23 protein-coding genes are annotated in these 21,770 nt (G+C 66.0%); 14 read left to right on the top strand and 9 right to left on the bottom strand.

Annotated features, from left to right (window positions below):
* The first annotated feature begins 68 nt into the window (after positions 1-68).
* From ACE103_RS36460 to lpxK, 4 genes are read left to right on the top strand one after another with little or no spacing between them, the layout of a single operon-like run.
* A complete protein-coding gene (locus ACE103_RS36460) occupies positions 69-317 on the top strand; it encodes a DUF4170 domain-containing protein (RefSeq protein ID WP_050628541.1) in 249 nt (82 codons plus the stop codon).
* Positions 314-1,027: a lysophospholipid acyltransferase family protein gene (locus ACE103_RS36455; RefSeq protein ID WP_097671627.1), complete on the top strand. Its 714-nt coding sequence runs from the start codon at positions 314-316 to the stop codon at positions 1,025-1,027. The genes ACE103_RS36460 and ACE103_RS36455 overlap by 4 nt, the downstream gene beginning before the upstream one ends.
* The gene (locus tag ACE103_RS36450) at positions 990-2,324 is read left to right on the top strand and encodes a 3-deoxy-D-manno-octulosonic acid transferase (protein WP_375776938.1); all 1,335 of its coding nucleotides are present in this window, start codon (positions 990-992) and stop codon (positions 2,322-2,324) included. The genes ACE103_RS36455 and ACE103_RS36450 overlap by 38 nt, the downstream gene beginning before the upstream one ends.
* Positions 2,317-3,339: a tetraacyldisaccharide 4'-kinase gene (lpxK, locus tag ACE103_RS36445; RefSeq protein WP_375776937.1), complete on the top strand. Its 1,023-nt coding sequence runs from the start codon at positions 2,317-2,319 to the stop codon at positions 3,337-3,339. Before ACE103_RS36450 ends, lpxK begins: the two co-directional genes overlap by 8 nt.
* A gap of 14 nt (positions 3,340-3,353) precedes the next feature.
* Here the strand turns inward: lpxK and ACE103_RS36440 are convergent, their stop codons facing one another.
* Positions 3,354-3,581, bottom strand: coding sequence for a DUF2093 domain-containing protein (locus ACE103_RS36440; protein ID WP_016848019.1), 228 nt, complete (start codon positions 3,579-3,581; stop codon positions 3,354-3,356).
* A gap of 185 nt (positions 3,582-3,766) precedes the next feature.
* On the opposite strand from ACE103_RS36440, the gene ACE103_RS36435 reads away from it, so the two are divergent.
* Positions 3,767-4,597, top strand: a complete 831-nt coding sequence (locus ACE103_RS36435) for a dienelactone hydrolase family protein (protein WP_375776936.1) — start codon at positions 3,767-3,769, stop codon at positions 4,595-4,597.
* Here ACE103_RS36435 and xseA read toward each other — a convergent pair.
* Positions 4,594-6,213 carry an exodeoxyribonuclease VII large subunit gene (gene xseA / locus ACE103_RS36430; RefSeq protein WP_375776935.1) on the bottom strand — a complete coding sequence of 540 codons (1,620 nt, stop codon included), beginning with the start codon at positions 6,211-6,213 and terminating at the stop codon, positions 4,594-4,596. The two genes, ACE103_RS36435 and xseA, sit on opposite strands and share 4 nt — an antisense overlap.
* Before the next feature lie 149 nt (positions 6,214-6,362).
* Here xseA and ACE103_RS36425 point away from each other — a divergent pair, with 149 nt between their 5' ends.
* The 4 genes from ACE103_RS36425 (at position 6,363) to purD (ending at position 9,131) form a co-directional block, all read left to right on the top strand.
* Complete coding sequence (locus ACE103_RS36425) at positions 6,363-6,905, top strand: DUF2306 domain-containing protein (protein WP_375776934.1); 543 nt, start codon at positions 6,363-6,365, stop codon at positions 6,903-6,905.
* Positions 6,902-7,453 carry a hypothetical protein gene (locus ACE103_RS36420; RefSeq protein ID WP_375776933.1) on the top strand — a complete coding sequence of 184 codons (552 nt, stop codon included), beginning with the start codon at positions 6,902-6,904 and terminating at the stop codon, positions 7,451-7,453. Before ACE103_RS36425 ends, ACE103_RS36420 begins: the two co-directional genes overlap by 4 nt.
* 3 nt (positions 7,454-7,456) lie before the next feature.
* Positions 7,457-7,756: a winged helix-turn-helix domain-containing protein gene (locus tag ACE103_RS36415; protein WP_375776932.1), complete on the top strand. Its 300-nt coding sequence runs from the start codon at positions 7,457-7,459 to the stop codon at positions 7,754-7,756.
* Positions 7,757-7,853: 97 nt separating this feature from the next.
* Positions 7,854-9,131, top strand: a complete 1,278-nt coding sequence (gene purD / locus ACE103_RS36410; protein WP_375776931.1) for a phosphoribosylamine--glycine ligase — start codon at positions 7,854-7,856, stop codon at positions 9,129-9,131.
* 132 nt (positions 9,132-9,263) lie between these two features.
* On the opposite strand, the gene ACE103_RS36405 is transcribed toward purD, so the two are convergent.
* Positions 9,264-10,496 carry an acyl-CoA dehydrogenase family protein gene (locus ACE103_RS36405; protein ID WP_076864913.1) on the bottom strand — a complete coding sequence of 411 codons (1,233 nt, stop codon included), beginning with the start codon at positions 10,494-10,496 and terminating at the stop codon, positions 9,264-9,266.
* Positions 10,497-10,616: 120 nt separating this feature from the next.
* Here ACE103_RS36405 and ACE103_RS36400 point away from each other — a divergent pair, with 120 nt between their 5' ends.
* The gene (locus ACE103_RS36400; RefSeq protein WP_375776930.1) at positions 10,617-11,522 is read left to right on the top strand and encodes an alpha/beta fold hydrolase; all 906 of its coding nucleotides are present in this window, start codon (positions 10,617-10,619) and stop codon (positions 11,520-11,522) included.
* A gap of 152 nt (positions 11,523-11,674) precedes the next feature.
* Here the strand turns inward: ACE103_RS36400 and ACE103_RS36395 are convergent, their stop codons facing one another.
* On the bottom strand, positions 11,675-12,133 hold the full coding sequence (locus ACE103_RS36395; protein WP_223967159.1) for a nucleoside deaminase: 459 nt from the start codon (positions 12,131-12,133) through the stop codon (positions 11,675-11,677).
* A gap of 129 nt (positions 12,134-12,262) precedes the next feature.
* Here ACE103_RS36395 and ACE103_RS36390 point away from each other — a divergent pair, with 129 nt between their 5' ends.
* From ACE103_RS36390 to ACE103_RS36380, 3 genes are all read left to right on the top strand, one after another.
* On the top strand, positions 12,263-14,416 hold the full coding sequence (locus ACE103_RS36390; RefSeq protein ID WP_375776929.1) for a pseudouridine synthase: 2,154 nt from the start codon (positions 12,263-12,265) through the stop codon (positions 14,414-14,416).
* Between the two features lie 201 nt (positions 14,417-14,617).
* Positions 14,618-15,175, top strand: a complete 558-nt coding sequence (gene rsmD, locus ACE103_RS36385) for a 16S rRNA (guanine(966)-N(2))-methyltransferase RsmD (RefSeq protein ID WP_375776928.1) — start codon at positions 14,618-14,620, stop codon at positions 15,173-15,175.
* A 132-nt stretch (positions 15,176-15,307) separates the two neighbouring features.
* The gene (locus tag ACE103_RS36380; protein ID WP_375776927.1) at positions 15,308-15,886 is read left to right on the top strand and encodes a hypothetical protein; all 579 of its coding nucleotides are present in this window, start codon (positions 15,308-15,310) and stop codon (positions 15,884-15,886) included.
* Between the two features lie 155 nt (positions 15,887-16,041).
* Here the strand turns inward: ACE103_RS36380 and mutL are convergent, their stop codons facing one another.
* The gene (gene mutL, locus ACE103_RS36375) at positions 16,042-17,859 is read right to left on the bottom strand and encodes a DNA mismatch repair endonuclease MutL (RefSeq protein WP_375776926.1); all 1,818 of its coding nucleotides are present in this window, start codon (positions 17,857-17,859) and stop codon (positions 16,042-16,044) included.
* A 233-nt stretch (positions 17,860-18,092) separates the two neighbouring features.
* Between mutL and ACE103_RS36370 the strand changes: the two genes are divergently transcribed.
* Positions 18,093-18,413, top strand: coding sequence for a ribbon-helix-helix domain-containing protein (locus ACE103_RS36370; protein WP_342709403.1), 321 nt, complete (start codon positions 18,093-18,095; stop codon positions 18,411-18,413).
* 187 nt (positions 18,414-18,600) lie between these two features.
* Here ACE103_RS36370 and ACE103_RS36365 read toward each other — a convergent pair whose 3' ends face one another.
* The 4 genes from ACE103_RS36365 to ACE103_RS36350 are packed head-to-tail and all read right to left on the bottom strand — an operon-like array spanning position 18,601 to position 21,492.
* A complete protein-coding gene (locus ACE103_RS36365) occupies positions 18,601-20,169 on the bottom strand; it encodes a GMC family oxidoreductase (protein WP_375776925.1) in 1,569 nt (522 codons plus the stop codon).
* A gap of 24 nt (positions 20,170-20,193) precedes the next feature.
* A complete protein-coding gene (locus tag ACE103_RS36360; protein WP_375776924.1) occupies positions 20,194-20,742 on the bottom strand; it encodes a gluconate 2-dehydrogenase subunit 3 family protein in 549 nt (182 codons plus the stop codon).
* Positions 20,743-20,775: 33 nt separating this feature from the next.
* The gene (locus tag ACE103_RS36355; RefSeq protein WP_375776923.1) at positions 20,776-21,171 is read right to left on the bottom strand and encodes a VOC family protein; all 396 of its coding nucleotides are present in this window, start codon (positions 21,169-21,171) and stop codon (positions 20,776-20,778) included.
* Positions 21,172-21,492 (bottom strand): c-type cytochrome, encoded by a 321-nt coding sequence (locus tag ACE103_RS36350; protein WP_375781261.1) that lies wholly within the window; start codon positions 21,490-21,492, stop codon positions 21,172-21,174.
* Positions 21,493-21,770 lie beyond the last annotated feature (278 nt).

Below are 21,770 nucleotides of genomic sequence, written 5' to 3'. Positions count from 1 at the left end.
TTGTTACGACAGACCTGTGACGACCACGACTTCATTTGCTTGCCGGGCATCTCGTTAGGAAAACCATCATGTCAGACAATGCCCAGCCACAGCTGCTTCACCTCGTGATCGGCGGCGAGTTGACCGATCTCGAGCACAACACCTTCAAGAATCTGGACGAAGTCGAGATCGTCGGCGTCTACCCGAACTATGCGACCGCCTATGCGGCCTGGAAGGCGAAGGCGCAGGCGACCGTGGACAACGCCCAGATGCGCTATTTCGTTGTTCACCTCCACCGGTTGCTCGATCCCGAGCAGGACACAAAGCACTCCCATTGAAACGACTATTTCGCGATCTGCTGCGCAGCGGCTTCGTGCAGCGCGCGCTGGGTGTGCTTGCGGCCGAATATCTGCGGCTGGTGTGGTACACCAACCGCTTCATCTATCAGCCGCATGACGTCTACGGGATCGTCGAGCCGTTGATGCCGGCGATCTTCGTGTTCTGGCACGGCCAGCACTTCATGACGCCGTTCATCAAGACCAAGGACAGCTACCGCGCCAAGGTCCTGATCTCGCGCCACCGCGACGGTGAGTTCAACGCCCTGGCGGTCGAGCGGCTCGGCATCGGCACGATCAGGGGTTCCGGCGATCATTCCGGCGCGTTCCATCGCAAGGGCGGCGTCGGCGCCTTCCTGGAGATGGTCCGGACGCTGGAAGACGGCTGCAACATGGCGACCACGGCCGACGTGCCGAAGCGGGCGCGGGTGGCGGGCCTCGGGGCCATCATGCTGGCGCGGGAAACCGGCCGGCCGATCATCCCCTTTGCGATGGTCACCAGCCGATTCATTCGGTTGAAAAACTGGGATTCCACGACCATCAATTTGCCATTCGGGCGCGGCGCAGTGGTAGGTATTGAGCCGGTCTATGTGCCGCCCGATGCCGATGCCGCGACGATGGAAAAGCTTCGGCAGCACGTGGAGAATCTGCTCAACGAAGCGACCCGGCGCGCCTATGCAGCCGTCGGGCGGCCGGAGGCCACGCTTGGCTAGCTCGCTACCGATGACGTTGCGTGTCTACCGCAAGCTGTCGTCCGCGATGGTGCCGCTCGCGCCTGCGCTGATCAAGCGGCGGCTCAAGCTCGGCAAGGAAGATCCCGAACGCGTCGGCGAGCGGCGCGGCATGAGCGCCGATACCAGGCCGCAGGGACCGCTGGTGTGGATACACGGCGCGAGCGTCGGCGAGGTGCTGGCGGCGGTCGGGCTGATCGAGCGGCTGCGCGCGCTCAATCTGCGCATCCTGCTCACGTCAGGGACGGTGACGTCGGCCGCGATTGTCGCCAAGCGTTTTCCGCCCGATGTGATCCATCAATACGTCCCGTATGACTCGCCGCGCTATGTCGCGCGCTTCCTCGATCACTGGCGTCCGTCGCTGGCGCTGTTCATCGAGTCCGACCTGTGGCCGAACCTGATCCTGTCGAGCGCCGCGCGGCGGCTGCCGATGGTCTTGATCAACGGGCGGATGTCGCAGCGCTCGTTCCCGCGCTGGCGCCGGGTCTCCAACACCATCGGGGCGTTGCTCGGACGGTTCGACATCTGCCTCGCGCAATCGAAGACCGATGCCGAACGTTTTGCCGCGCTCGGCAGCCCCAATGTCATGGTCACCGGCAACCTCAAGCTCGACGTCGCGGCGCCGCCGGCCGATCCCGCCAAGCTGGAGCGGCTGATGTCGGTGACGCGCGGCCGCGCCATCGTGGTTGCCGCGTCCACCCACCCCGGCGAGGAAGCGCTCCTGATCGAGGCGCACAAATCGCTCGCCGGATTCTTCCCCGGGCTGCTCACGGTGATCGTGCCGCGGCATGCCGCGCGCGGCGAGGCGGTGGCGCGGCTCGTGTCTGAGGCGGGCCTGCGCCCCGGCTTGCGCTCGCACGAGGATCTGCCGGTCGCGGCAACAGATGTCTATGTCGCGGACACGATGGGCGAGCTCGGCCTGTTCTATCGGTTGGCGCCAATCGTGTTCATGGGCGGCTCGCTGGTCGCGCATGGCGGCCAGAACCCGATCGAGGCGATCAAGCTCGGCGCTGCGATCGTGCACGGCCCGCACGTCTTCAATTTCACCGAAGTCTATGACACGCTCGATCGGGCCGGCGGCGCGTGGCGCACCGACGATCTGGAGGCGCTGGTCAAGCAGCTCGGCCAGTTCCTCGCCGATCCCGCGGCGCGCGATACGTCGCTTGCGGCCTCCGAGCGCGTCGTCGAACAGCTCGGTGGTGCGCTGGAGCGCACGGTGACCGCTCTCGAGCCCTATCTGTTGCAGCTGCAGCTCGAGATGGGAGCCGCCAATGCGTGAGCCGGCCTTCTGGCACCGGCCATCGTCTTGGACATCGCAACTGTTGAGACCGCTTGCCGCGCTCTATGGCGCCGTGGCCGCGCGGCGGATGCAGCACTTCGGCGTCGATGCGGGCATTCCAGTGATCTGCGTCGGCAACTACCATGTCGGCGGCGCCGGCAAGACGCCGACGGTGCTGGCGCTGGTGAAACTGCTGCGCGAGCTCGACGAACGGCCGGTGGTGCTCAGCCGCGGCTATGGCGGCCGGCTTGCCGGGCCGATCAAGGTCGATCGTGAAAGTCATACGGCGGCCGATGTCGGCGACGAGCCACTGATGATGGCCGCGACAGTGCCGGTCGTGGTGTCGCGCGACCGTGCTGCCGGCCTGGCGCTGGCGCGGGCGCAGAATGCGAGCGTGATCCTGATGGATGACGGCTTCCAGAATCCATCCGTACTCAAAGACACCTGTCTGATCGTGATCGACGGCACGCGTGGCATCGGCAATGGCCGCGTCATTCCGGCCGGACCGTTGCGCGCGCCACTGTCGCCGCAGCTGGAACTCACCGACGCGCTGATCGTGGTCGGCGAGGGGAGTGGCGCGAAGAAGATTGCGGCCGATCTCGCGTCCCGTGGCAAGCCGATATTATCGGCGCATCTGAGGCCAGATGAGGCCTCATTGAGTGCGTTGCGCGATCAGCGCGTACTCGCCTTCGCCGGCATCGGCGATCCCGCGCGCTTCTTCAACACGCTGCGCGCAAGCGGCGTCGACGTCGTGCGCAACACGGCCTTCCCCGATCACCATGCCTTCACCAAGGATGAGATCGAACAGCTCGTCGCCGACGCGCGAAGCGACGCCTTGACGCTGGTGACGACGGAAAAGGATCTGGCGCGGTTGCGCGGACCGGCCGGGATGCCGGCCTGGGGACAGGCGATCGTGCCGTTCGCGGTGACGCTGCAATTCGAGGATGCTGCCGCGTTGCGGCGGCTGGTGAGCGATCAGCTGTTCAAGGCGCGGAACAGGAGGCTGCGCGCGTGAGCCCGGTCTTGAGCTTAAGCCTGCGGCTTGAGCACGCCGGGATGATGGCGCTGCAGCACGGCGGTCGGGGTGGCGTAAGCCTCCTGCAGGTCGACGCTCCAGTACTTCAGCTCGTCGAGCGGGATCCGGACGTCGGTGATGGCACAACGCACAAAGGTGCCGGGCGAGATCACACGGAAATCGCCGTCGAGATATTGCACCTGCGCTTCGCCATGGCCCGAGGGACCGAACTTGTTCAGCACGTTTGAGCTCTCCGCCTTGCCCCCGATGAGGCCCTTAAATGTTCATGAAGCCGTCTATCACAGATAGGGGGTCATGTCCGCCCGTTAAACCACCGACTTGTGATGATTTGGCGGCAGACGTGCATGGTAGCGTTGCAGGCGTGGTCCGCTGTGTCTACAGCGCCATAACGAGCCGGCCGGATCGGATGCGCCTCAAGTCAGTTTTCATGTGCCTGACCATGCTTGCGGCGCCGGCCGCGGCGGCGCCGCTTCCGGCTCCGCATCAGGTCGAAATTGCCGAAGGCAATATCTCGCTGCACGCGCAGCTCTACCGGCCCGATGGAGACGGCCCGTTCCCGACGGTCATCGCGCTGCATGGCTGCGGTGGTCTCGCCGGCCGCTCCGAGCCGGTCCTGCCGCGCTATCGCGACTGGGCCGAGCAATTGCTCACGTCAGGCCATGCGGTGCTGCTGCCGGACAGCTACGGCTCGCGCGAGCTCGGGCCGCAGTGCCGCATCAAGGAGCATCAGGTCCAGACCCGCCGTGCGCGGGTCGCCGACATCAATGCCGCGCGGCAATGGCTGGTGCAGCAGAAATGGGTGGCGAAGAGCCGCATCAGCCTGATCGGCTGGGGCAACGGCGCGGCCGCCTTGCTGTGGGCGGTGCGGCCGCAGATGTGGTCGCGCAATGTCGAGCCGGATTTCCGCTCGGCGGTCGCGTTCTATCCCGATTGCCGCACCTCGTCCGGCCTTGGCTGGAGCGCGCGGGTGCCGACGCTGGTCCTGATCGGCGCGCGCGACGATGTGACGTCGTCATCGGCCTGTCATCAGATGGTCGACGGCGCGCGCGGCCGCAGCGCGCTGGCGCGGATCGTGGTCTATCCCGAGGCCTATCACGATTTCGACCGCGCCAACCTGCCGCTGCATGCGGTCGCGGCCTCGTCCGATGTCGACATCACCGAGCCCGGTCATGTCGGCACCGATGCGAGCGCCCGCAAGGACGCGCAGAAGCAAGTCGCCGAGTGGCTGGCGCGCTAAAACAAACTGCCCTGATCGACCGGCTTGGTGACGCGCTTCGGCGCCGCCGGTTTCGCCTCACGCGGCTTCGGCTGGCTCTCGGGCGTCACCGTCGCCGCGGGCTGATCGGCGTCCGTGGTGGCCGCGACGCGGCCGTCGGCGAACTCGATCGACAAATTGGCGTTCGGGCCGACCGCCGCCGCTGAATGCAGTGCGTGTCCCTGCGCGTCGCGCACCAGCGCAAAGCCGCGCGCCAGCACGCCGCGATAGGACAGCGCCGACAGCAGCTGGCTGCGATGGGCGACCCGCGCCTCGAGCCGTTGCAGCGTCGTCAGCAGCGCGCGGCGGGCGCGCTCGGCGAGGCGGTGGGTGCGCTCGAGATCGCGCGCGATCGCGTTGCGCTGCGCCTGCGCATTGGCGAGCTTCGAGGCCTTGAGCCGGATCTCGAGCCCGCTGAAGCGCTCGCGCCTGCGATGCAGCAGCGCGCGCGCCGAAAGCGTGATGCGCTCGCCGGATGCGGTGAGCCGCTGCCGTGCATGCGCGACCTGGCCGCGCAGCACGCCGATGGTGAGGCGCGAGCTCGACGCGGCAAAGCGGCGGAAGTGCGCGTGCGTATTGGCCTTCAGCCCGCGCGGCAGCCCGGCAGCGAGATGATCGAGCCGCTGCCGCGGGATCGCCAGCAGTTCGTTCGCCGCAGGCAGCGCACGCGCCGCGGCACGCAACTCGTTGCGGCGCGCCTCCTGGCTGCGCTGCCAGCACACCATGGTGCGGCGGGCGAGTCCCTGAACCTCGACGAACAGCTCGCTGCGCACCGGCACCGCCATCTCGGCGGCGGCGGTCGGCGTCGGCGCGCGCTTGTCGGCAACGAAGTCGATCAGCGTGATGTCGGTCTCGTGGCCCACCGCCGAGATCAGCGGGATGTGGCTCTCGGCTGCGGCGCGGACCACGATCTCCTCGTTGAACGACCACAAATCCTCCAGCGAGCCGCCGCCGCGCGCGACGATCAACAGATCGGGCCGCGGGATCCGGCCGCCCTCCGGCAGCGCGTTGAAGCCGCGGATCGCGGCCGCGACCTGCTCGGCCGAGCCGTCGCCCTGCACCTTGACCGGCCAAACCAGCACCCGGCGGGGAAAGCGGTCCTCGAGGCGATGCAGGATGTCGCGGATCACGGCTCCGGTCGGCGAGGTGACGACGCCGATCACGTCGGGCAGCCAGGGCAAAATCTGCTTGCGGGCCTCGTCGAACAGGCCTTCGGCCGCGAGCTTCTTCTTGCGCTCCTCCATCAGCGCCATCAGCGCGCCGACGCCGGCCGGCTCAAGCGAGTCGATGACGATCTGGTACTTCGAGGAGTTCGGATAGGTGGTCAGCTTGCCGGTGGCGATGACCTCGAGCCCTTCCTGCGGCTTGAAGCGCATCCTCGCGTGGGCAAATTTCCAGATCACCGCCTCGATCTTGGCGCTCTCGTCTTTGAGGGCGAAATAGCAGTGGCCGGAGGAGTGCGGGCCGCGGAAGCCGGAGATCTCGCCGCGGACGCGGACATGGCCGAAGCGGTCCTCCACCGTCCGCTTCAGGGCGGAGGAAAGTTCCGAGACGGTGAACTCGGGCGCGTTGACGAGATTTGGCGCGGCAGCAGTCATTTGCAGGTGATTCGGCTGTTTGTGAGCTTCAGCGCAACGTAGGGACTTTTGCCCGCCATCGCCAATGCGCGGGCTTGTTTGTCCATATACTCTGTAATACAGAGTTCTCTGTATTGAGGGCAATGGCGACCTGGCTGGAGGGCTGACCGATGGTCCCGCAGTTGACGTTCGCGAGTTTCGTCCATTCCGCGGCAGGCGCGGTCCATGCCGTCGTGGCTGTCCTGTGCATCGGTGTCGGGCTGATTCAGTTCCTGCGTCCCAAGCGCGGCGCGGGCCACCGGGCGCGCGGCTATTTCTTCGTCTACGCCATGCTGGTCGCCGACGGGACCGCGATGCTGGTCTATCGGTTCACCGGCACTCTCAACCTGTTCCATGTCGGTGCGATCGTGAACTTCGCCTGCATCGTGGCGGCGATTGTTCCACTGCTGCGCAGCCCGCGCCCGGCGAACTGGCGGCTGAAGCACTACTATTTCATCTCGTGGTCCTACGTGTCGCTGATGTCGGCGGCGGCAACGGAAATCATGGTGCACCTGTTGCCGCTGACGACGCGCGGACAAGTTGGGCTGCTGGCATTGGTGCTGTCGATCGTCACCATGACGATCGCCTATGTCCTGATCGGCAAATATCGTCCGGCAGCCGATACACCTGCGCTTTCCGCCAAGCTCGCCGAGCAAAGTGGGGTGCCGTCATGATTGACAGCCAGCAGGCCAGCGCGGCGCTGAACGACATCAACGACGTCGTGCAGCGCGTCCGCCAATCGCGAATCTATCAGAACGCCAGTCTCATCATCGTCATGTGGGGCGTATTGGTGTTCGTGGGCTACCTCGCCAATTTCACATGGCCGCCGCAGGGCTATACGATCTGGGCCGTTGTCGATCTCATCGGAATCGCAGGCTCGATCGCAATTGCAGCGTTCAGCGGCGTCGGTCCGGGGGCGGGCGCCTTCGCGCTCCGGCTGCTGGCGGCGTTCCTGCTGTTCATCGCATTCGGCATTTTCTGTTCGGCGGTGCTCGGCCATTTCGGGCCGCGTCAGATGCTGGTGTTCTGGCCGCTATTCACGATGTTGTTCTATGCGCTCGCCGGCCTGTGGTTCGGCTACGCCTTCATCGTGATCGCGCTGTGCAGCAGCGCCTTGATCGTGACCGCCTACTTCTACGCCGGTCCGGCACTGCTGCTGTGGATGGCGGTGGTGCATGGCGGTGCGCTGGTGCTCGGCGGCCTCTGGATGCGCCGGATCTGATCGATGGCGGAACTCGACGAGATCATCCACCAGCCGCTTCGGCTGCGGATCATGGCGGCGCTCAATGCGCTGCCGGTTTCAAGCGGGCTCGAATTCGCCCGGCTGAAGAAGCTGACGGGCGCCACCGACGGCAATCTCGGCGCCCATATCGAGACGCTGGCGCGGGCCGGCTATGTGGCGGTCGACAAGGCCTTCGTCGGCAAGAAGCCGCAGACCACCGTGACCGCCACCGCGGCCGGCCGCGGCGCCTTCGCCCGCCATGTCGCGACCTTGCAAGAGATCATCGCCGGCAAGCAGCCGTGAGCCGGAATGACGGGGGAATCGGCCCCGTCGCCCCTTGCAGGCCGGCCGGGATTCGTGCGACCGACACAGCTCTTGCACCCTTTTGAGCCTGTCTCTGATGAACATCCTCCTGCTCGGTTCCGGCGGCCGCGAACATGCGCTGGCGTGGAAGATCGCGGCATCTCCGCTGGTGACCAAACTCTGGTGCGCGCCGGGCAATGCCGGGATCGCGCGCGAGGCCGAATGCATCGCGCTCGATGTCGCCGACCATGCCGCGGTGATCGAATTCTGCCGGCGCAACGCGGTCGATCTGGTGGTGGTCGGGCCGGAGACGCCGCTCGCCGCCGGCATCGTCGACGATCTCGCCGCTGAAGGCATCAAGGCGTTCGGGCCGAGCAAGCAGGCCGCGCAGCTCGAGGGCTCTAAGGGCTTCACGAAAGACCTCTGCAGCGAGTTCGACATTCCGACCGGCGCCTATCGCCGCTTCGACAGTGCAAAGGACGCTGTGGCTTATGTCCGCGCCCAGGGCGCGCCGATCGTGGTCAAGGCCGACGGGCTCGCCGCAGGCAAGGGCGTTGTGGTGGCGCAGACGCTGTCTGAAGCGGAAGCCGCCATTGCGATGATGTTCGAGGGCGCGTTCGGCTCGGCCGGCGCCGAGGTCGTGATCGAGGAATTTTTGTCGGGCCGCGAGATCAGCTTCTTTGCGCTGTGCGACGGCGAGACCGCGATCCCGCTGGCGACCGCGCAGGACCACAAGCGGGTGTTCGATCACGACAAGGGGCCGAACACCGGCGGCATGGGCGCCTATTCGCCGACGCCGTTCGTGACGCCTGAGATCCACGACCAGATCATGGCGCGGATCATCCTGCCGACGGTGGCCGGGATGAAGAGCCGCGGCACGCCGTTCAAGGGCGTGCTCTATGCCGGCGTGATGCTGACCGAGCAGGGCCCAAAGCTGTTCGAATACAACGTGCGGTTCGGCGATCCGGAGTGCCAGGTGCTGATGCTGCGGATGATGTCGGACATCGTGCCGGCGTTTCTCGCCTCGATCGACGGGCAGTTGAAGAACTTCGACCTGCGCTGGTATCCGGACCCGGCGCTGACGGTGGTGATGGCGGCCAAGGGCTATCCCGGCGACTACATCAAGGGCACGCGGATCGACGGCCTCGATGACGCCGCCAAGGTCGACGGCGTCGAGATCTTCCACGCCGGCACGGTGGCCAAGGATGGCGCAATCCTTTCCAACGGCGGTCGCGTGCTGAACGTCTGCGCGATGGGCAAGACGGTCACCGAGGCGCGCGACCGCACCTATCAGGCGGTCGATCGCATCAAATGGCCGGAGGGATTCTGCCGCCGCGATATCGCCTGGCAGGCGGTGGAGCAGGAAAAGGGCTAGCTCGCGCCAACGCTTCACATGTCATGCGCGGCTTGACCCGCGCATCCATCACCTTCGAGAGAGTCTCTTCGTGAGATGGATTGCCGGGTCAAGCGCGGCAATGACGATGGGTGTGTGGGACGCCGCTGCCGACTACAGCAAATCGCCGCCCGCCGCGCTCGCGGTGGTGCCGTGCTCGCGGAACGCCTTGATGACGTTCTTGCCGATCTTCCACTTGTGCACCTCGTCCGGGCCGTCGACCAGCCGCTGCGAGCGCACCTGGGTGTACCATTTCGCCAGCGGCGTATCCTGGCTGAAGCCGAGCGCGCCGTGGAGCTGGATCGCGGTGTCGATCACCTTGTGCACCATGTGGGCGTGGAAGATCTTGGCGATCGAGTTCTCCTGGCGGATGTCGAGGCCCTTCTCCGCCTTGTAGGCGATGTGCAGCAGCATCAGCCGGCCGATATAGAGCTCGCTCGCGCAATCGGCGAGCATGAACTGCACCGCCTGGCGGTCGGCCAGCAGCTGGCCGAAGGTCGAGCGTTTGGTGACGTGCGCTGCGGCCATGTCGAGCGCGCGCTGCGCCTTGGCGACGTTGTGCATGCCGTGGCGCAGCCGGCCGTAGGCGAGGCGGTGCTGGCCCATGTTGAAGCCGTTGCCTTCGCCGCCGAGCAGATTGTCGGCCGGCACCTTGAGATCCTTGATCTCGATCTCGGAGTGGCCGCCATGGATCACGTCATCGTGCGGGCCCTCGATCGCCATGTTGGCGACGTTGCGCTTGATGCGGTAGCCGGGGTTGGGCAGCTCGACGATGAAGGTCGAATACTGCTTGTGGCGCGGTGCGTTCGGATCGGTCTTCGCCATCACCAGCGCCATGTCGGCGACGCTCGCCGACGAGGAAAACCATTTCTCGCCGTTGAGGATGTAGTTCTCGTTGCCGTCCTTCACCGCCGTGGTCTGCATGCCGGTGGCGTCGGCGCCGGCGGCCTTCTCGGTCATCGAGAAGCAGATCCGCTTCTCGCCGTTCAAGAGCGGCTTGAGGAATTTCTCCTTCTGGTACTCGGTGCCGTGCGCCAGGATCGTCATCATCGAGGCGTCGTCCGGCCCCTGCGTGTTCATCGAGAGCGCGCCGAGCATGCTCTCGCCGAGCTCCATCTGCACCAGCGCGTTCGCCAGCGGGCCGAGGCCCATACCGCCATACTCCTTCGGCACGAACGGGCACCACAGGCCCTGCGCGCGGGCCTTCTTGCGCAGCGGTCCCAGCACCTCGGCAAGCGGCTTGGTGTCGAGTTCCTTTTCCGCCGGAATGCACTCGTCGTGCACGAATTTGCGGACCTTCTCGCGGATCGCCTTGGCTTCGGCGGGAATCTCGAAATCGATCGACATGGCACTTCCTCGTTTCGTGTTGTTGTTGCTTGGGCTTGAGAATGGCATAAACCTCACTTGGACTAGCGGCAACGCCGAACAAAGTTTGAAGCACGGCGCACGCGACCGGGGGAGCCACCGATGCCTGATCTCGCTGATCTTTTTCCCGGCTATGAGTCGAAATGGATCAACACCTCGCAGGGCCGCATCTTCGCCCGCGTCGGCGGCAAGGGGCCGCCGCTGCTGTTGCTGCACGGGTTTTCCTCGACGCATGTGATGTGGCACACGGTGGCGCCGAAGCTTGACGACAAGTTCACGCTGATCATCGCCGACCTGCCGGGCTACGGCTGGTCCGACATGCCCGACAGCGACAAGGATCATACGCCCTACACCAAGCGGGTCTGGGCCAAGACCATGGTCGAGGCGATGGAGCAGCTCGGCCATGTGCATTTCGCACTCGCCGGTCACGACCGCGGCGGCCGCGTCTCGTACCGGCTCGCGCTCGATCATCCCGGCCGGCTGTCGAAGCTTGCGGTGCTGGATATCGCGCCGACCTATGATTACTGGCAGAAGCTCAACCGCCTCTCGGCGCTGAAGATCTACCACTGGGCGTTCCTGGCGCAGCCCTATCCGCTGCCGGAGACGCTGATCTCCAACAATGGCGAATTCTTCCTCAAGGAGAAGATGGCGAGCCAGACCAGGACCAAGACGCTGGACGCCATCGATCCGCGCGCGCTCGCGCATTACCTTGCGCCGTTCCGCGATCCCGCCCGCATCCACGCGATGTGCGAGGACTACCGCGCCGGCGCCTATGCCGACTTTGAGATCGACAAGGCGGACGTCGACGCCGGCAAGAAGATCACGATCCCGATGCTGGCGTTGTGGGGCGATGCCGGGGTTGCCAGCGCCGCAACGACGCCGCTCGACGTCTGGAAGAACTGGGCAACCAATGTCAGCGGCGCACCGGTGGCGTCGGGGCATTTCCTGCCCGAGGAGGCCCCGGACGCGACCGCGAAGCTGCTGCGCGAGTTTTTCCTGGCGGGGTGACTCTGCATAACCACCGTCATCCTGAGGAGCGCGTAGCGCGTCTCGAAGGATGCACGGCCCGGCTGGTGGCCGTACATCCTTCGAGACGGCCGCTCCGCGGCCTCCTCAGGATGACGGGGTTGACTTGCTGCATGCCGAGAGGTGCGTAGCCCCTACCGCCGCGCTTTGAAAAAATCCTTCAGCAGCGTCGCGGACTCGGTCTCGCCGACTGCGCCGTAGACCTCCGGGACGTGGTGGCAGGTCGGCTGCGCGAAGAACCGCACGCCGGACTCGACCGCGCCGCCCTTGGGGTCGGCGGCGCCGTAGTACAGCCGGCGGATACGGGCGAAGGAGATCGCGCCGGCGCACATGGTGCAGGGCTCCAGCGTCACGTAGAGGTCGCAATCGACCAGCCGCTCGGTGCCGATGGCCTCGGCGGCTTGCCGGATCGCCAAAACTTCCGCGTGGGCGGTCGGATCGCGGTCGGTGAGGGTGCGATTGCTGGCGGTGGCGATGATCTCGTAACCCCGGACAATCACGCATCCGATCGGAACTTCGCCGGCTTTTCCGGCGTTTTCGGCCGTTTTCAGCGCCAAATCCATGAAAGAAGGGGCTGACATGCCTCGTATCATCGGAAGAAACCTGCTAGTAGCTTCGCCTTCAGCAAAAGTGGATGCCGGTTTTGCGTCAAATGCGCTGCCAACAGGGCGCGTACGCCCGGCTGCCCTTGCACCCCAATTGAGCGTCCAGCGAGATTATTCATGCCCCGCGACAGCGACAAAAACAACGATTCCCGCGGCCGGCGTGATCGGCCCGGCGGCGGCCAAGGCCGTTCCGGCGGCGGCAAGGGCCGCTCCGGCGCCGCCCGTGGACCGGACAAGAAATTTGCCAAGCGCGGCTTCGGCGACAAGACGTTTGCCGGCAAGGGCGATGGCGAGAAGCGGCCCTATCGCGGCGATCGCGAGGACCGTCCGCCGCGCCGCGAGTTCGGCGACAAGCCGAGGTTCAACCGCGACGATCGCCCCCGTGGCGATCGGCCATTCCGCGATCGCCCGGCCCGAGACGGCGATGGCGAGAAGCGCACCTTCAAGCCGCGCGAAGACCGGCCGAGATTTGATCGCGGCGGCGATGGCGAAAAGCGTTCGTTCAAGCCGCGTGAAGATCGCGGCGGCGACAAGCGACCCTACGCGCCCCGCGGCGACCGTCCGAACTTCAATCGCGACGACCGCCCGCCGCGGCGCGATCGCGATGATGCCCGCCCGGCAGGGCGGTCTTCTGATCGGAAGTTCGGCGACCGGAAGCCTTACACGCCGCGCGAACGCGACGGCGAGAAGCGGCCCTATACGCCGCGTGGCGAGCGATCGTTCGGCGATCGTCCGTCGCGCGATGGCGACCGGCCGGCGCGGAAATTCGGCGGCGACAGCAAGTTCAAACGCGGTGCGTCGGATCGCGGCGGCGATCGCGGCCCGCGCAAGGACTTTGGCGACCGGCCGCCGCGCGGCGGATCCAAGCCGTGGCAGAAGCGCGAGGGCGGTTCCGATCGTCCGGAGCGTGGTTCGCGTCCGTTCCGCGAAGGTCCGCGCAATTTCGACAAGCCGCGTTACGACAGGCCGCGCGACGATCGCGGCGGCGGCGAGCGGCCGCGGTTCTCGCGTCCCCGCGACGATCGCGAGCAGGGCGATCGTCCGGAGCGGCCGAAGTTCAGCCGGCCGCGCTGGGAAAGAGATGAGGTTGGTGGCGACAATCGCCGGCGCGAGCGCCCCGAAGGCCGCACCGACTGGCAGGAGCATCCGCGCAGCGAAGGCCGTTTCGGTGATCGTCCGCGCCGCGAGAATGAGGACGACAGCAAGGTCTTTGCCAAGCGCCCGGCGTTCGGCGGCCGCGGTGCCTATCGCGAACGTGCCTTTGATGATCGCCGCGAGCGTCCCGAGCCGAAGCCGAAGAAGGCGGGCGAACGCATTGCCAAGGTGCTGGCGCGCGCCGGTCTCGCCTCGCGCCGCGATGCCGAGGAGATCGTCACCCAGGGCCGCGTCACGGTCAACGGACGGGTGATCAACTCGCCGGCGCTCGATATCACCGAGAACGATGTCGTGGCGGTCGACGGCAAGCCGTTGCCGCCGCGCGAGCGAACCCGGCTGTTCATGTATCACAAGCCGCGCGGGCTGATGACGACGCATGCCGATCCCGAGGGACGGCCGACCGTGTTCGACAATCTGCCCGAGGGCCTGCCGCGGCTGATCTCGATCGGCCGGCTCGATTTCAACACCGAGGGCCTGTTGCTGCTCACCAATGATGGCGGGCTGGCGCGGACGCTGGAGCATCCCGACACCGGATGGCTGCGGCGCTACCGCGTGCGCGCGCATGGCGAGGTGACGCAGGGCCAGCTCGACCAGCTCAAGGACGGCGTCGAGGTCGACGGCGTCAAATACGGACCGATCGATGCGACGCTGGAACGCGACCAGAGCGCCAACGTCTGGGTGGTGTTCGCGATCCGCGAGGGCAAGAACCGCGAGGTGCGCAACGTGATGGCGCATCTCGGGCTCGAGGTGAACCGGCTGATCCGGATCTCCTACGGCCCGTTCCAGCTCGGCGAGCTCGAGGAGGGCAAGGTCGAGGAGGTCAAGACGCGGGTGCTGCGCGAGCAGCTCGGCGAGAAGATCGCCAAGGTCGCAGGCGCGGATTTCGCGCGGCCCGAGCAGCGTGACGCCGGCGAGGGCGACGATACGCCCAGGAAGCCGAAGCCCAGCAAGCGCGAGACGATCAATGACCGCAAGGGCCGCCGCGTGCTGGTGCAGCGCACCGGCAGCGAGGAAGCCCGTGCCCGCAACGAGGACGAGGCCAACGGCTACGGCCCGCCGCGCCGCCCCAAGCGCGGCTATCACGGCAAGCGCGATCTCGCGCCGAAGGACGAGTAGGGCGGTCGCGACGATGGATGTGTCGTCTTTACTCGCTGCGATGCGATCAACGCTCTCTCCGTTCCCTCCCCCCTTGTGGGGGAGGGGCAGGGAGGGGGGTGCCACACGGGTAGTCTGCCCGTGGGGCACCCCCTTCCCCAACCCTTCCCCACAAGGGGGAAGGGAGCACACCGCCCGAGCGGCCAACATCGGGGCATCCTGATGCGCGTTGTTGGCGGACGGCTGAAGGGCCGCAATCTCGCTTCGCCGTCGGGCCGCGAGATCCGTCCGACCGCGGACCGCCTGCGCGAGTCCGTGTTCAATATCCTGATCCACGCCTACGACAATCCGATCGAGGACGCGCGCGTGCTCGACCTGTTTGCCGGCACCGGTGCGCTCGGCATCGAGGCGTCCTCGCGCGGCGCCAAGTTCACGCTGTTCGTCGACAATGGCGCCGAGGCGCGGGCGCTGCTGCGCGCCAATGTCGAGTCGCTCGGCCTTGGCGGGACCACCAAGGTCTATCGCCGCGATGCCACCGATCTCGGACCTGCGCATCCGGTCGAGCCGTTCTCGCTGGTGTTTCTCGATCCGCCCTATGGCAAGGGTCTCGCCGACAAGGCGCTCGCCTCGCTGCGCGACGGCGGCTGGCTGACGCCGGGCGCGCTGCTCGTCGTCGAGGAGGCGAAAGCCGCGGCATTCGCGGCGCCCGCGGGGTTCGAGGAGCTCGAGCGGCGCGCCTATGACGACACCGAGTTCGTGTTCCTTCGCGAAAAAGTGTAGGGCGCGTTGGTGTCAGCGTCATCCGCTGAGTTTATGCTGGTTGCGCCTTCTTCACTCCAACACTGATTCAACATCGCTTGCGGAGCGCGCACCATGGCCGACACTCTTGCCGGGCTGGCCGGTCAGCTGGAGATGCAGGTCAAGGCGTTGCGCGGTACGGGTGATGACACAGCGCTGCTCGCGGCCGCACGCGACGCCGCCGATCAGATCGAGCGCCATCGCGGCGCGCAGGATGGTGACGCGCGTGAAGCGCTCATGATGGTTCAGCGGTGGACGTTCAACGCGGCGGCCGATTGCTGGCCGGGCTGGAGTGTTTCCGACAAGCCGATCAATCAGGACAATCTGCTGGCCGCGCGCGAGCTTGCGGAGCGCTCGCTGCGCCTTGTCGAGAAGCTCGAGCTAGGGCCTCTGCGCGTGGCAACGGGCATCTGGCTGGTCGGGGCCTTTGACCTGGCGCTTGGTCGGTACGACGACGCGTCCCAGCTGTTTGGCGATGCGCGCGGACAGTATGGCGCAGCGAACGCGCCCGGTCTCGTGCTGCTGGTGGATGGCTATGCCGCGATCGTGCGGCAGGTCGGCAAGCGCGCTGCCGAAGGCGATGATCTCGATCAGGTCTGTACGCGGATCGCGGCAGGTGGCTTCAAGGACGGTGACGAATGGATCGCGCAGCTTCGGACGGCGCTGGAGGTGTTCGCACGCAAGAATTCGTAGGATGCTCTATTCTGTCGTCCCTGCGAAAGCAGGGACCCATAACCACGAAAGTGCGTTATGAAAGCACGCTGGGGCCCCAGCCTTTGTCAACGGATGCATTTGTGGTTATGGGTCCCGGGTCGCGCTTCGCTTGCCCGGGACGACGGTGGTAGAGACTACCGCCGCCCGAACAGCTTCTCGATGTCGCTCAGCTTCAACTCGACATAGGTCGGCCGGCCGTGGTTGCACTGGCCGGAGTTCGGCGTGTCTTCCATTTCGCGCAGCAACGCGTTCATCTCTTCCGGCTTGAGGCGGCGGCCGGCGCGGACCGAGCCGTGGCAGGCCATGGTGGCGGCGACGTGCATCAGCCGGCGCTCCAGTGGCAGCGCCTCGTCCCACTCGGCCATATGTTCGGCGAGGTCGCGGAGCAATCCGGCCGCATTGGCCTTGCCGAGCAGCGAGGGCGTCTCGCGCACGGCGACCGCGCCGGGACCGAAGGATTCGATCGCGAGTCCGAACGACGCCAGCTCCTCGGCGCGATCGAGCAGCTTCTCGACGGTCGCCTCATCGAGCTCGACGATCTCCGGGATCAAGAGAATCTGCCGCTGCACGCCGTTCTTCGCCAGCGAGGCCTTCAGCCTCTCGTAGACGATGCGCTCATGCGCCGCGTGCTGGTCCACCACGATCAAGCCGTCGCGGGTCTGCGAGACGATGTAGGTCTCGTGGATCTGGGTGCGCGCGGCGCCGAGCGGCCGGTCGAGCATGTCGGGCGCGGGCGCGGCCTCGAAGCGGACATCGGCGGTCGGCGTGCCGACGTCGAAGGCGGCCTGTCCGGGTTCGGCGAAGGCGGGCGCCGCCGCGCCGTCGAATGCGCGTAGCGGATTGGCCGGATAGGACGGCGAACTGCGCCAGTCCCAATTGCCTGGGCGCGGTGGCGTGAAGGCGGGGCGGAACGCGGAGAGCGTCGCGCCGTCGGCGGTGTTGGCCGCGGTGCGTCTGCCCTCGCGCGCCAGGCCATCCTTCAGCGCGTGCACGATCAGCGCGCGCACCAGGCCGGCGTTGCGGAAGCGCACCTCGGTCTTGGCCGGATGCACATTGGCGTCGACCTCTTGCGGGTCGCAGGTGACGAACAGCGCCACGACGGGATGGCGGTCGCGCGGCAGATAGTCGGAATAGGCCGCGCGCACCGCGCCGAGGATCAGCTTGTCGCGCACCGGGCGGCCGTTGACGAACAGATATTGCCCCAGCGCATTGGCCCGGGTCAGCGACGGCGCGGCGGCAAAGCCCTCGACCATGACGCCCTCACGCTCGGCGCGCACTTCGATCGCGCTGGCGCGGAAGTCCGCGCCCAGGATATCGCCGAGCCGCGTCAGCCGGCCGGCCGCGCCGGGCAGCGCGGCGGCCCAGGTGACGGGCGCACGCTCTTCGCCGGCCAAGGTGAAGGCGATGTCGGGCCGCGCCATGCCGAGGCGCCGCACCACCTCGCGGATCGCCTCCGCCTCGGTGCGGTCGGTCTTGAGGAATTTCAGCCGCGCCGGCGTTGCGTAGAACAGTTCGTTGACCTCGACGCGGGTGCCCTGACCGAGCGCGGCCGGCATGACCTCCGACTTCTCGCCGCCCTCGACCGACAGCGACCAGGCATGCGGCTCGCTGGCATGGCGCGTGGTGATGCCGAGCTTTGCGACCGCGCCGATCGACGGCAGCGCCTCGCCGCGGAACCCGAGCGTGCGGATGCGCAAGAGGTCTTCGTCGTCGAGCTTGGAAGTGGCGTGGCGGTCGACCGCGAGCGCGAGGTCGGTGCGCGTCATGCCGCCGCCATCGTCGGTGATGCCGATCCGGCGACGGCCGCCGCCATCGGTGAATACATCGATCCGGCTTGCGCCGGCGTCGATCGCATTCTCGACCAGTTCCTTGACCACGCTCGCAGGGCGTTCGACCACTTCGCCGGCGGCGATGCGGTTGACGAGCTGTTCGGGAAGCTGGCGGACGGGCATGGATTGAATGTCGGAAAAAGCGATTCGAGGCTTGCCGTTACTATAAGTCACCGTCCCGGCAAATGCATGGGAGCGCTGCGGCCAGCAGCTGTGCGTTGGGGATGATTCCGGCCTATCGCCTTGAAGACGCTCGTCTTCGGCGCCCGGCCCGTTACGCCCTACGTCCCGATTGTGGGGCCGCACGCACAGGTATATCGTTTAGAAAAATTATAAGTTCTCGTCGGAGGAACGCCATGTGCCATCTTTTCGCGCACCAGCCGCAGCGTGACTATGAATCGCAGACCCGATCGCTGCGGATCGACGGCCATTGCACCTCGATTCGGCTGGAAATGTCGTTCTGGGACACGCTCGAGGAGATCGCGGCCAAGGAAGGCATGAGCCTGGCCAAGTTCCTCACCACCTTGCACAACGAAGTGCTCGACCATCACGGCGAGGTCAACAATTTCGCGTCGCTGCTGCGCTGCTCCTGCCTGATCTACCGCGCCAGGGCGAATGCGCCGGCGGTCGTTTCGGATTATCGCGAGACGGCGGCGATCATGGACGCCGCGGAATAGCGTCGCGCCAACCCATCACACAGGAAGAAAAGCGGCCTTGTCCAGTTGGGCAAGGCCGCATCAGTGAGAGGGGAATTGGATTTTCTTGCTAGAGCTTCGGTTCTGTTGAATCAGAACCGAAGCTCCAGCTTCTTGTTTCGACGCGTTTTCTTCACGCGAACCGGTGCCCACTTCGCTCGAAAACGCTCTAGATCTCCTTGCGCTGCATCGCGCCGGCGATGTGGTCGGCCTGCCGGATCGCCAGCGACACGATCGTCAGCGTCGGATTGCACGCCGCGCCTGATGTGAACTGGCTGCCGTCGGAGACGAACAGGTTCTTGATGTCGTGGCTCTGGCCGAACTTGTTGACGACGCCATCACGCGGCTTCTCGCTCATCCGGTTGGTGCCCATGTTGTGGGTCGAAGGATAGGGCGGCGTCGGGTAGGTCACGGTGGCGCCGACCGCTTCATAGACCGCGGAGCCCTGCTTGTAGGCGTGATCGCGCATCGCGACATCGTTCGGATGATCGTCGAAATGCACGCTCGCGACCGCCATGCCGAACTTGTCCTTGATCTTCGGGTCCAGCGTGATGCGGTTGGTCTCCTGCGGCATGTCCTCGCCGACCAGCCACATGCCGGCCATCCGCGGATAGCCCTCGATCGCGCTGCTGAAGCTGCGGCCCCAGGCGCCGGGATTGAGGAACGCCGCCATGAAGGGCAGGCCGAGCGACAGCGTCTCCATCTCGTAGCCGCCGACGAAGCCACGGTTCGGATTGTTCTTGGCCTCGTCGCGGATGATGCCGGCCATCGTGGTGCCGCGATACATGTGCACCGACTTCTCGAAGCTCGCATACACGCTGCCGGTCATGTGCCGCATATAGTTGCGGCCGACCTGGCCCGACGAATTGGCGAGCCCGTCCGGGAACATGCTGGAGGCACTGTTGAGCAGGAGCCGCGGGCTCTCGATCGAGTTGCCGGCGACCGCAACCACGCGGGCCTTCTGGCGCTGCATCGCGCCGGTCGCATCGGCATAGACCACGCCGGTCACCTTGCCGGACGGGTCGTGCTCGATCTTGATCACCATGCTGCCGGGGCGCACTTCGAGATTGCCGGTGGCTTCACCCTTCGGAATCTCGGTGTAGAGCGTCGACCATTTGGCGCCCGACTTGCAGCCCTGGAAACAGAAGCCGATCTGCTGGCAGGAGCCTCGGCCGTCGCGCGGCTCGCTGTTGATCGCCATCCGCCCGGTGTGCACCTCCTTGTAGCCGAGCTTCTTGGCGCCGGCCTCCATCACCTTGAAGTTGTTGTTGCCGGGCAGCCCGGGGATGCCGTTGGTGCGGGTGACGCCCATCTTGTCCTCGGCCTTGGCGTACCACGGCTCCATCTCGGCGAGCGTGATCGGCCAGTCCAGCAGGTTGGCGCCGGGGATGCCGCCATAGGCCGACTTGATCTTGAACTCATGCTCGTCGAAGCGCAGCGAGGCGCCGGCCCAATGCGTGGTCGAGCCGCCGACTGCCTTCACGATCCAGGCCGGCAGGCCCGGAAAATCCTGGTGGACGCGCCAGCTGCCCGACGTCGAGCGCGCGTCGGACCAGGCCAGCTGCGTGAAGCTGTCCCATTCATCGTTGATGAAGTCCTGGTTCTCGATGCGCGGTCCGGCTTCGAGGATCACGACCTTGACGCCCTTCTGCGCCAGTTCATTGCCGAGCGTTCCGCCGCCGGCACCGGAGCCGACGATCACGACAACGCCGCTGTCATTCAGATCGAATTTTGCCATTGTTTCCTCCTGGGCGTTGTTCGTTCAAGCCTTCGGCAGCCAGTCGATGTCGGCGAAGCCGCGCTTGATGTAGCCGCCATGCTCGGCGGAGGAGCCCTCGTAGCCGAACCGCGGCCAGACCTCCTTGTTGTTGTAGAGCGAGACGATGAGGTCGCCGCGGATCTTCTGGAAGAACGCGCTCTGCTCGATCTGCTGCAGCAGCACGACGCGATCGTTCTCCCAGGCGATCTGGACATAAGGCATCTTGTGGCGGTCGTTGGCCGCCTGATCGAGCCGGGCGATGCCGTCATTGATCAGCGATTTGACCGCCGGATCCTTGGCGGCCTTGTCGTCCCACGGCTTCACTGCGGTGATGTAGTAGCTGTCGCCGAGGAAATCGTGCGGATAGATGTCGCGCGCCACCTTCAGCAGCGTCTTCATCGTGGCCGGCGTCAGCGTGCCGGCCTCGTCGGCCCACGCATCGGTGATGCCGAGCCCCGTGGATGTCGCGATCGCGACTGCGGGCGCGGTGACGGCTGCGCCTTTGAGAAACACACGCCGGTCATATTTGCTGCGTCGATCGATTTCTCTCATGGGTTTCCTCCGTGGACATTTTTTGTAATTGGATTAACCGAAGCGCCCGCCGCGCTGGATCACCTCGATCTTGTAGCCGTCGGGATCGGAGACGAAGAAGAAGCGCGCCAGCGTCTTGCCGTCATGCTTGAAGTCGCGCAGCGGCCCTGGCGACAGTTGCTCCTTCTCGAAGCGCGCGTGCTCGGCATCGACGTCATCGACGATGACGGCGAGATGGCCGTAGCCGTCGCCGAGCGCGTAGGGTTCCTTGCGGTCGAAGTTGACGGTCAGCTCGACCTCGAAAGGCGATGAGGGATGGCGCAGATAGATCAGCGCGAAATCGCCAAATCGCAGATTGTCCGCGATCTCGAGCCCGAACGCGCGGTGATAGAAGTCGAGCGCCCTGGCCTCGTCGAACACGCGGATCATCGAATGCACGGGTTTCGCCATTCAGTTCAGCTCCTTCAGATAGGCGATGATCATGGCGCGGGTTTCCGGCTTGGCCTGCCGGTAGGCCATCACGGCGCCGGGGATCACCTCTTGTGGATTGGTCAGCCAGGCATCGAGCCTGGCGTCGTCCCAGACGAAATCCGCCTTGGCGAAGCCCGCGGAATATTTGAAGCCGTCGGCCTGGCCGGCATGGCGGCCGACGATCTTGTAGAGCGACGGTCCTTGCCGGACCGGGTCCGAGGTGTTTGACGTGTGGCAGGTCGCGCATTGCTGCTTGAACAGCGTCGCCCCGTCGGGCGGCTTGGCGGCAGGCAACGGCATTTGCGCAGCCGTCATTTGCACTGCAAACATCGCGCTGCAAAATCCCAGCGCCAACGTCAACCTCGCGCGCAGCTTTGTCATATACATCACCGCCCCTGTGCGGTGACTGTAAGAGGCTGAAATCGGCCGTTGGTAGTAGCGGGCTGTTTCACGGCAGAACAAAACAGCAGAACAAAGCTGGGCGGTGTTCTGGCGCGGAACCGATGGCCGCCGCATATGCGGACGACAAATCCGCAAAATGACCGCGAAATCCCTGCACGATGACCACACGCCGCCGC

Origin of the sequence: Bradyrhizobium sp. ma5, assembly GCF_042258955.1 — a bacterium.
In the GTDB taxonomy this organism is placed as follows: Bacteria; Pseudomonadota; Alphaproteobacteria; order Rhizobiales; family Xanthobacteraceae; genus Bradyrhizobium.
The sequence above is the reverse complement of the archived record's forward strand: the minus strand, read 5'-3'. Positions and strand labels throughout refer to the sequence as shown.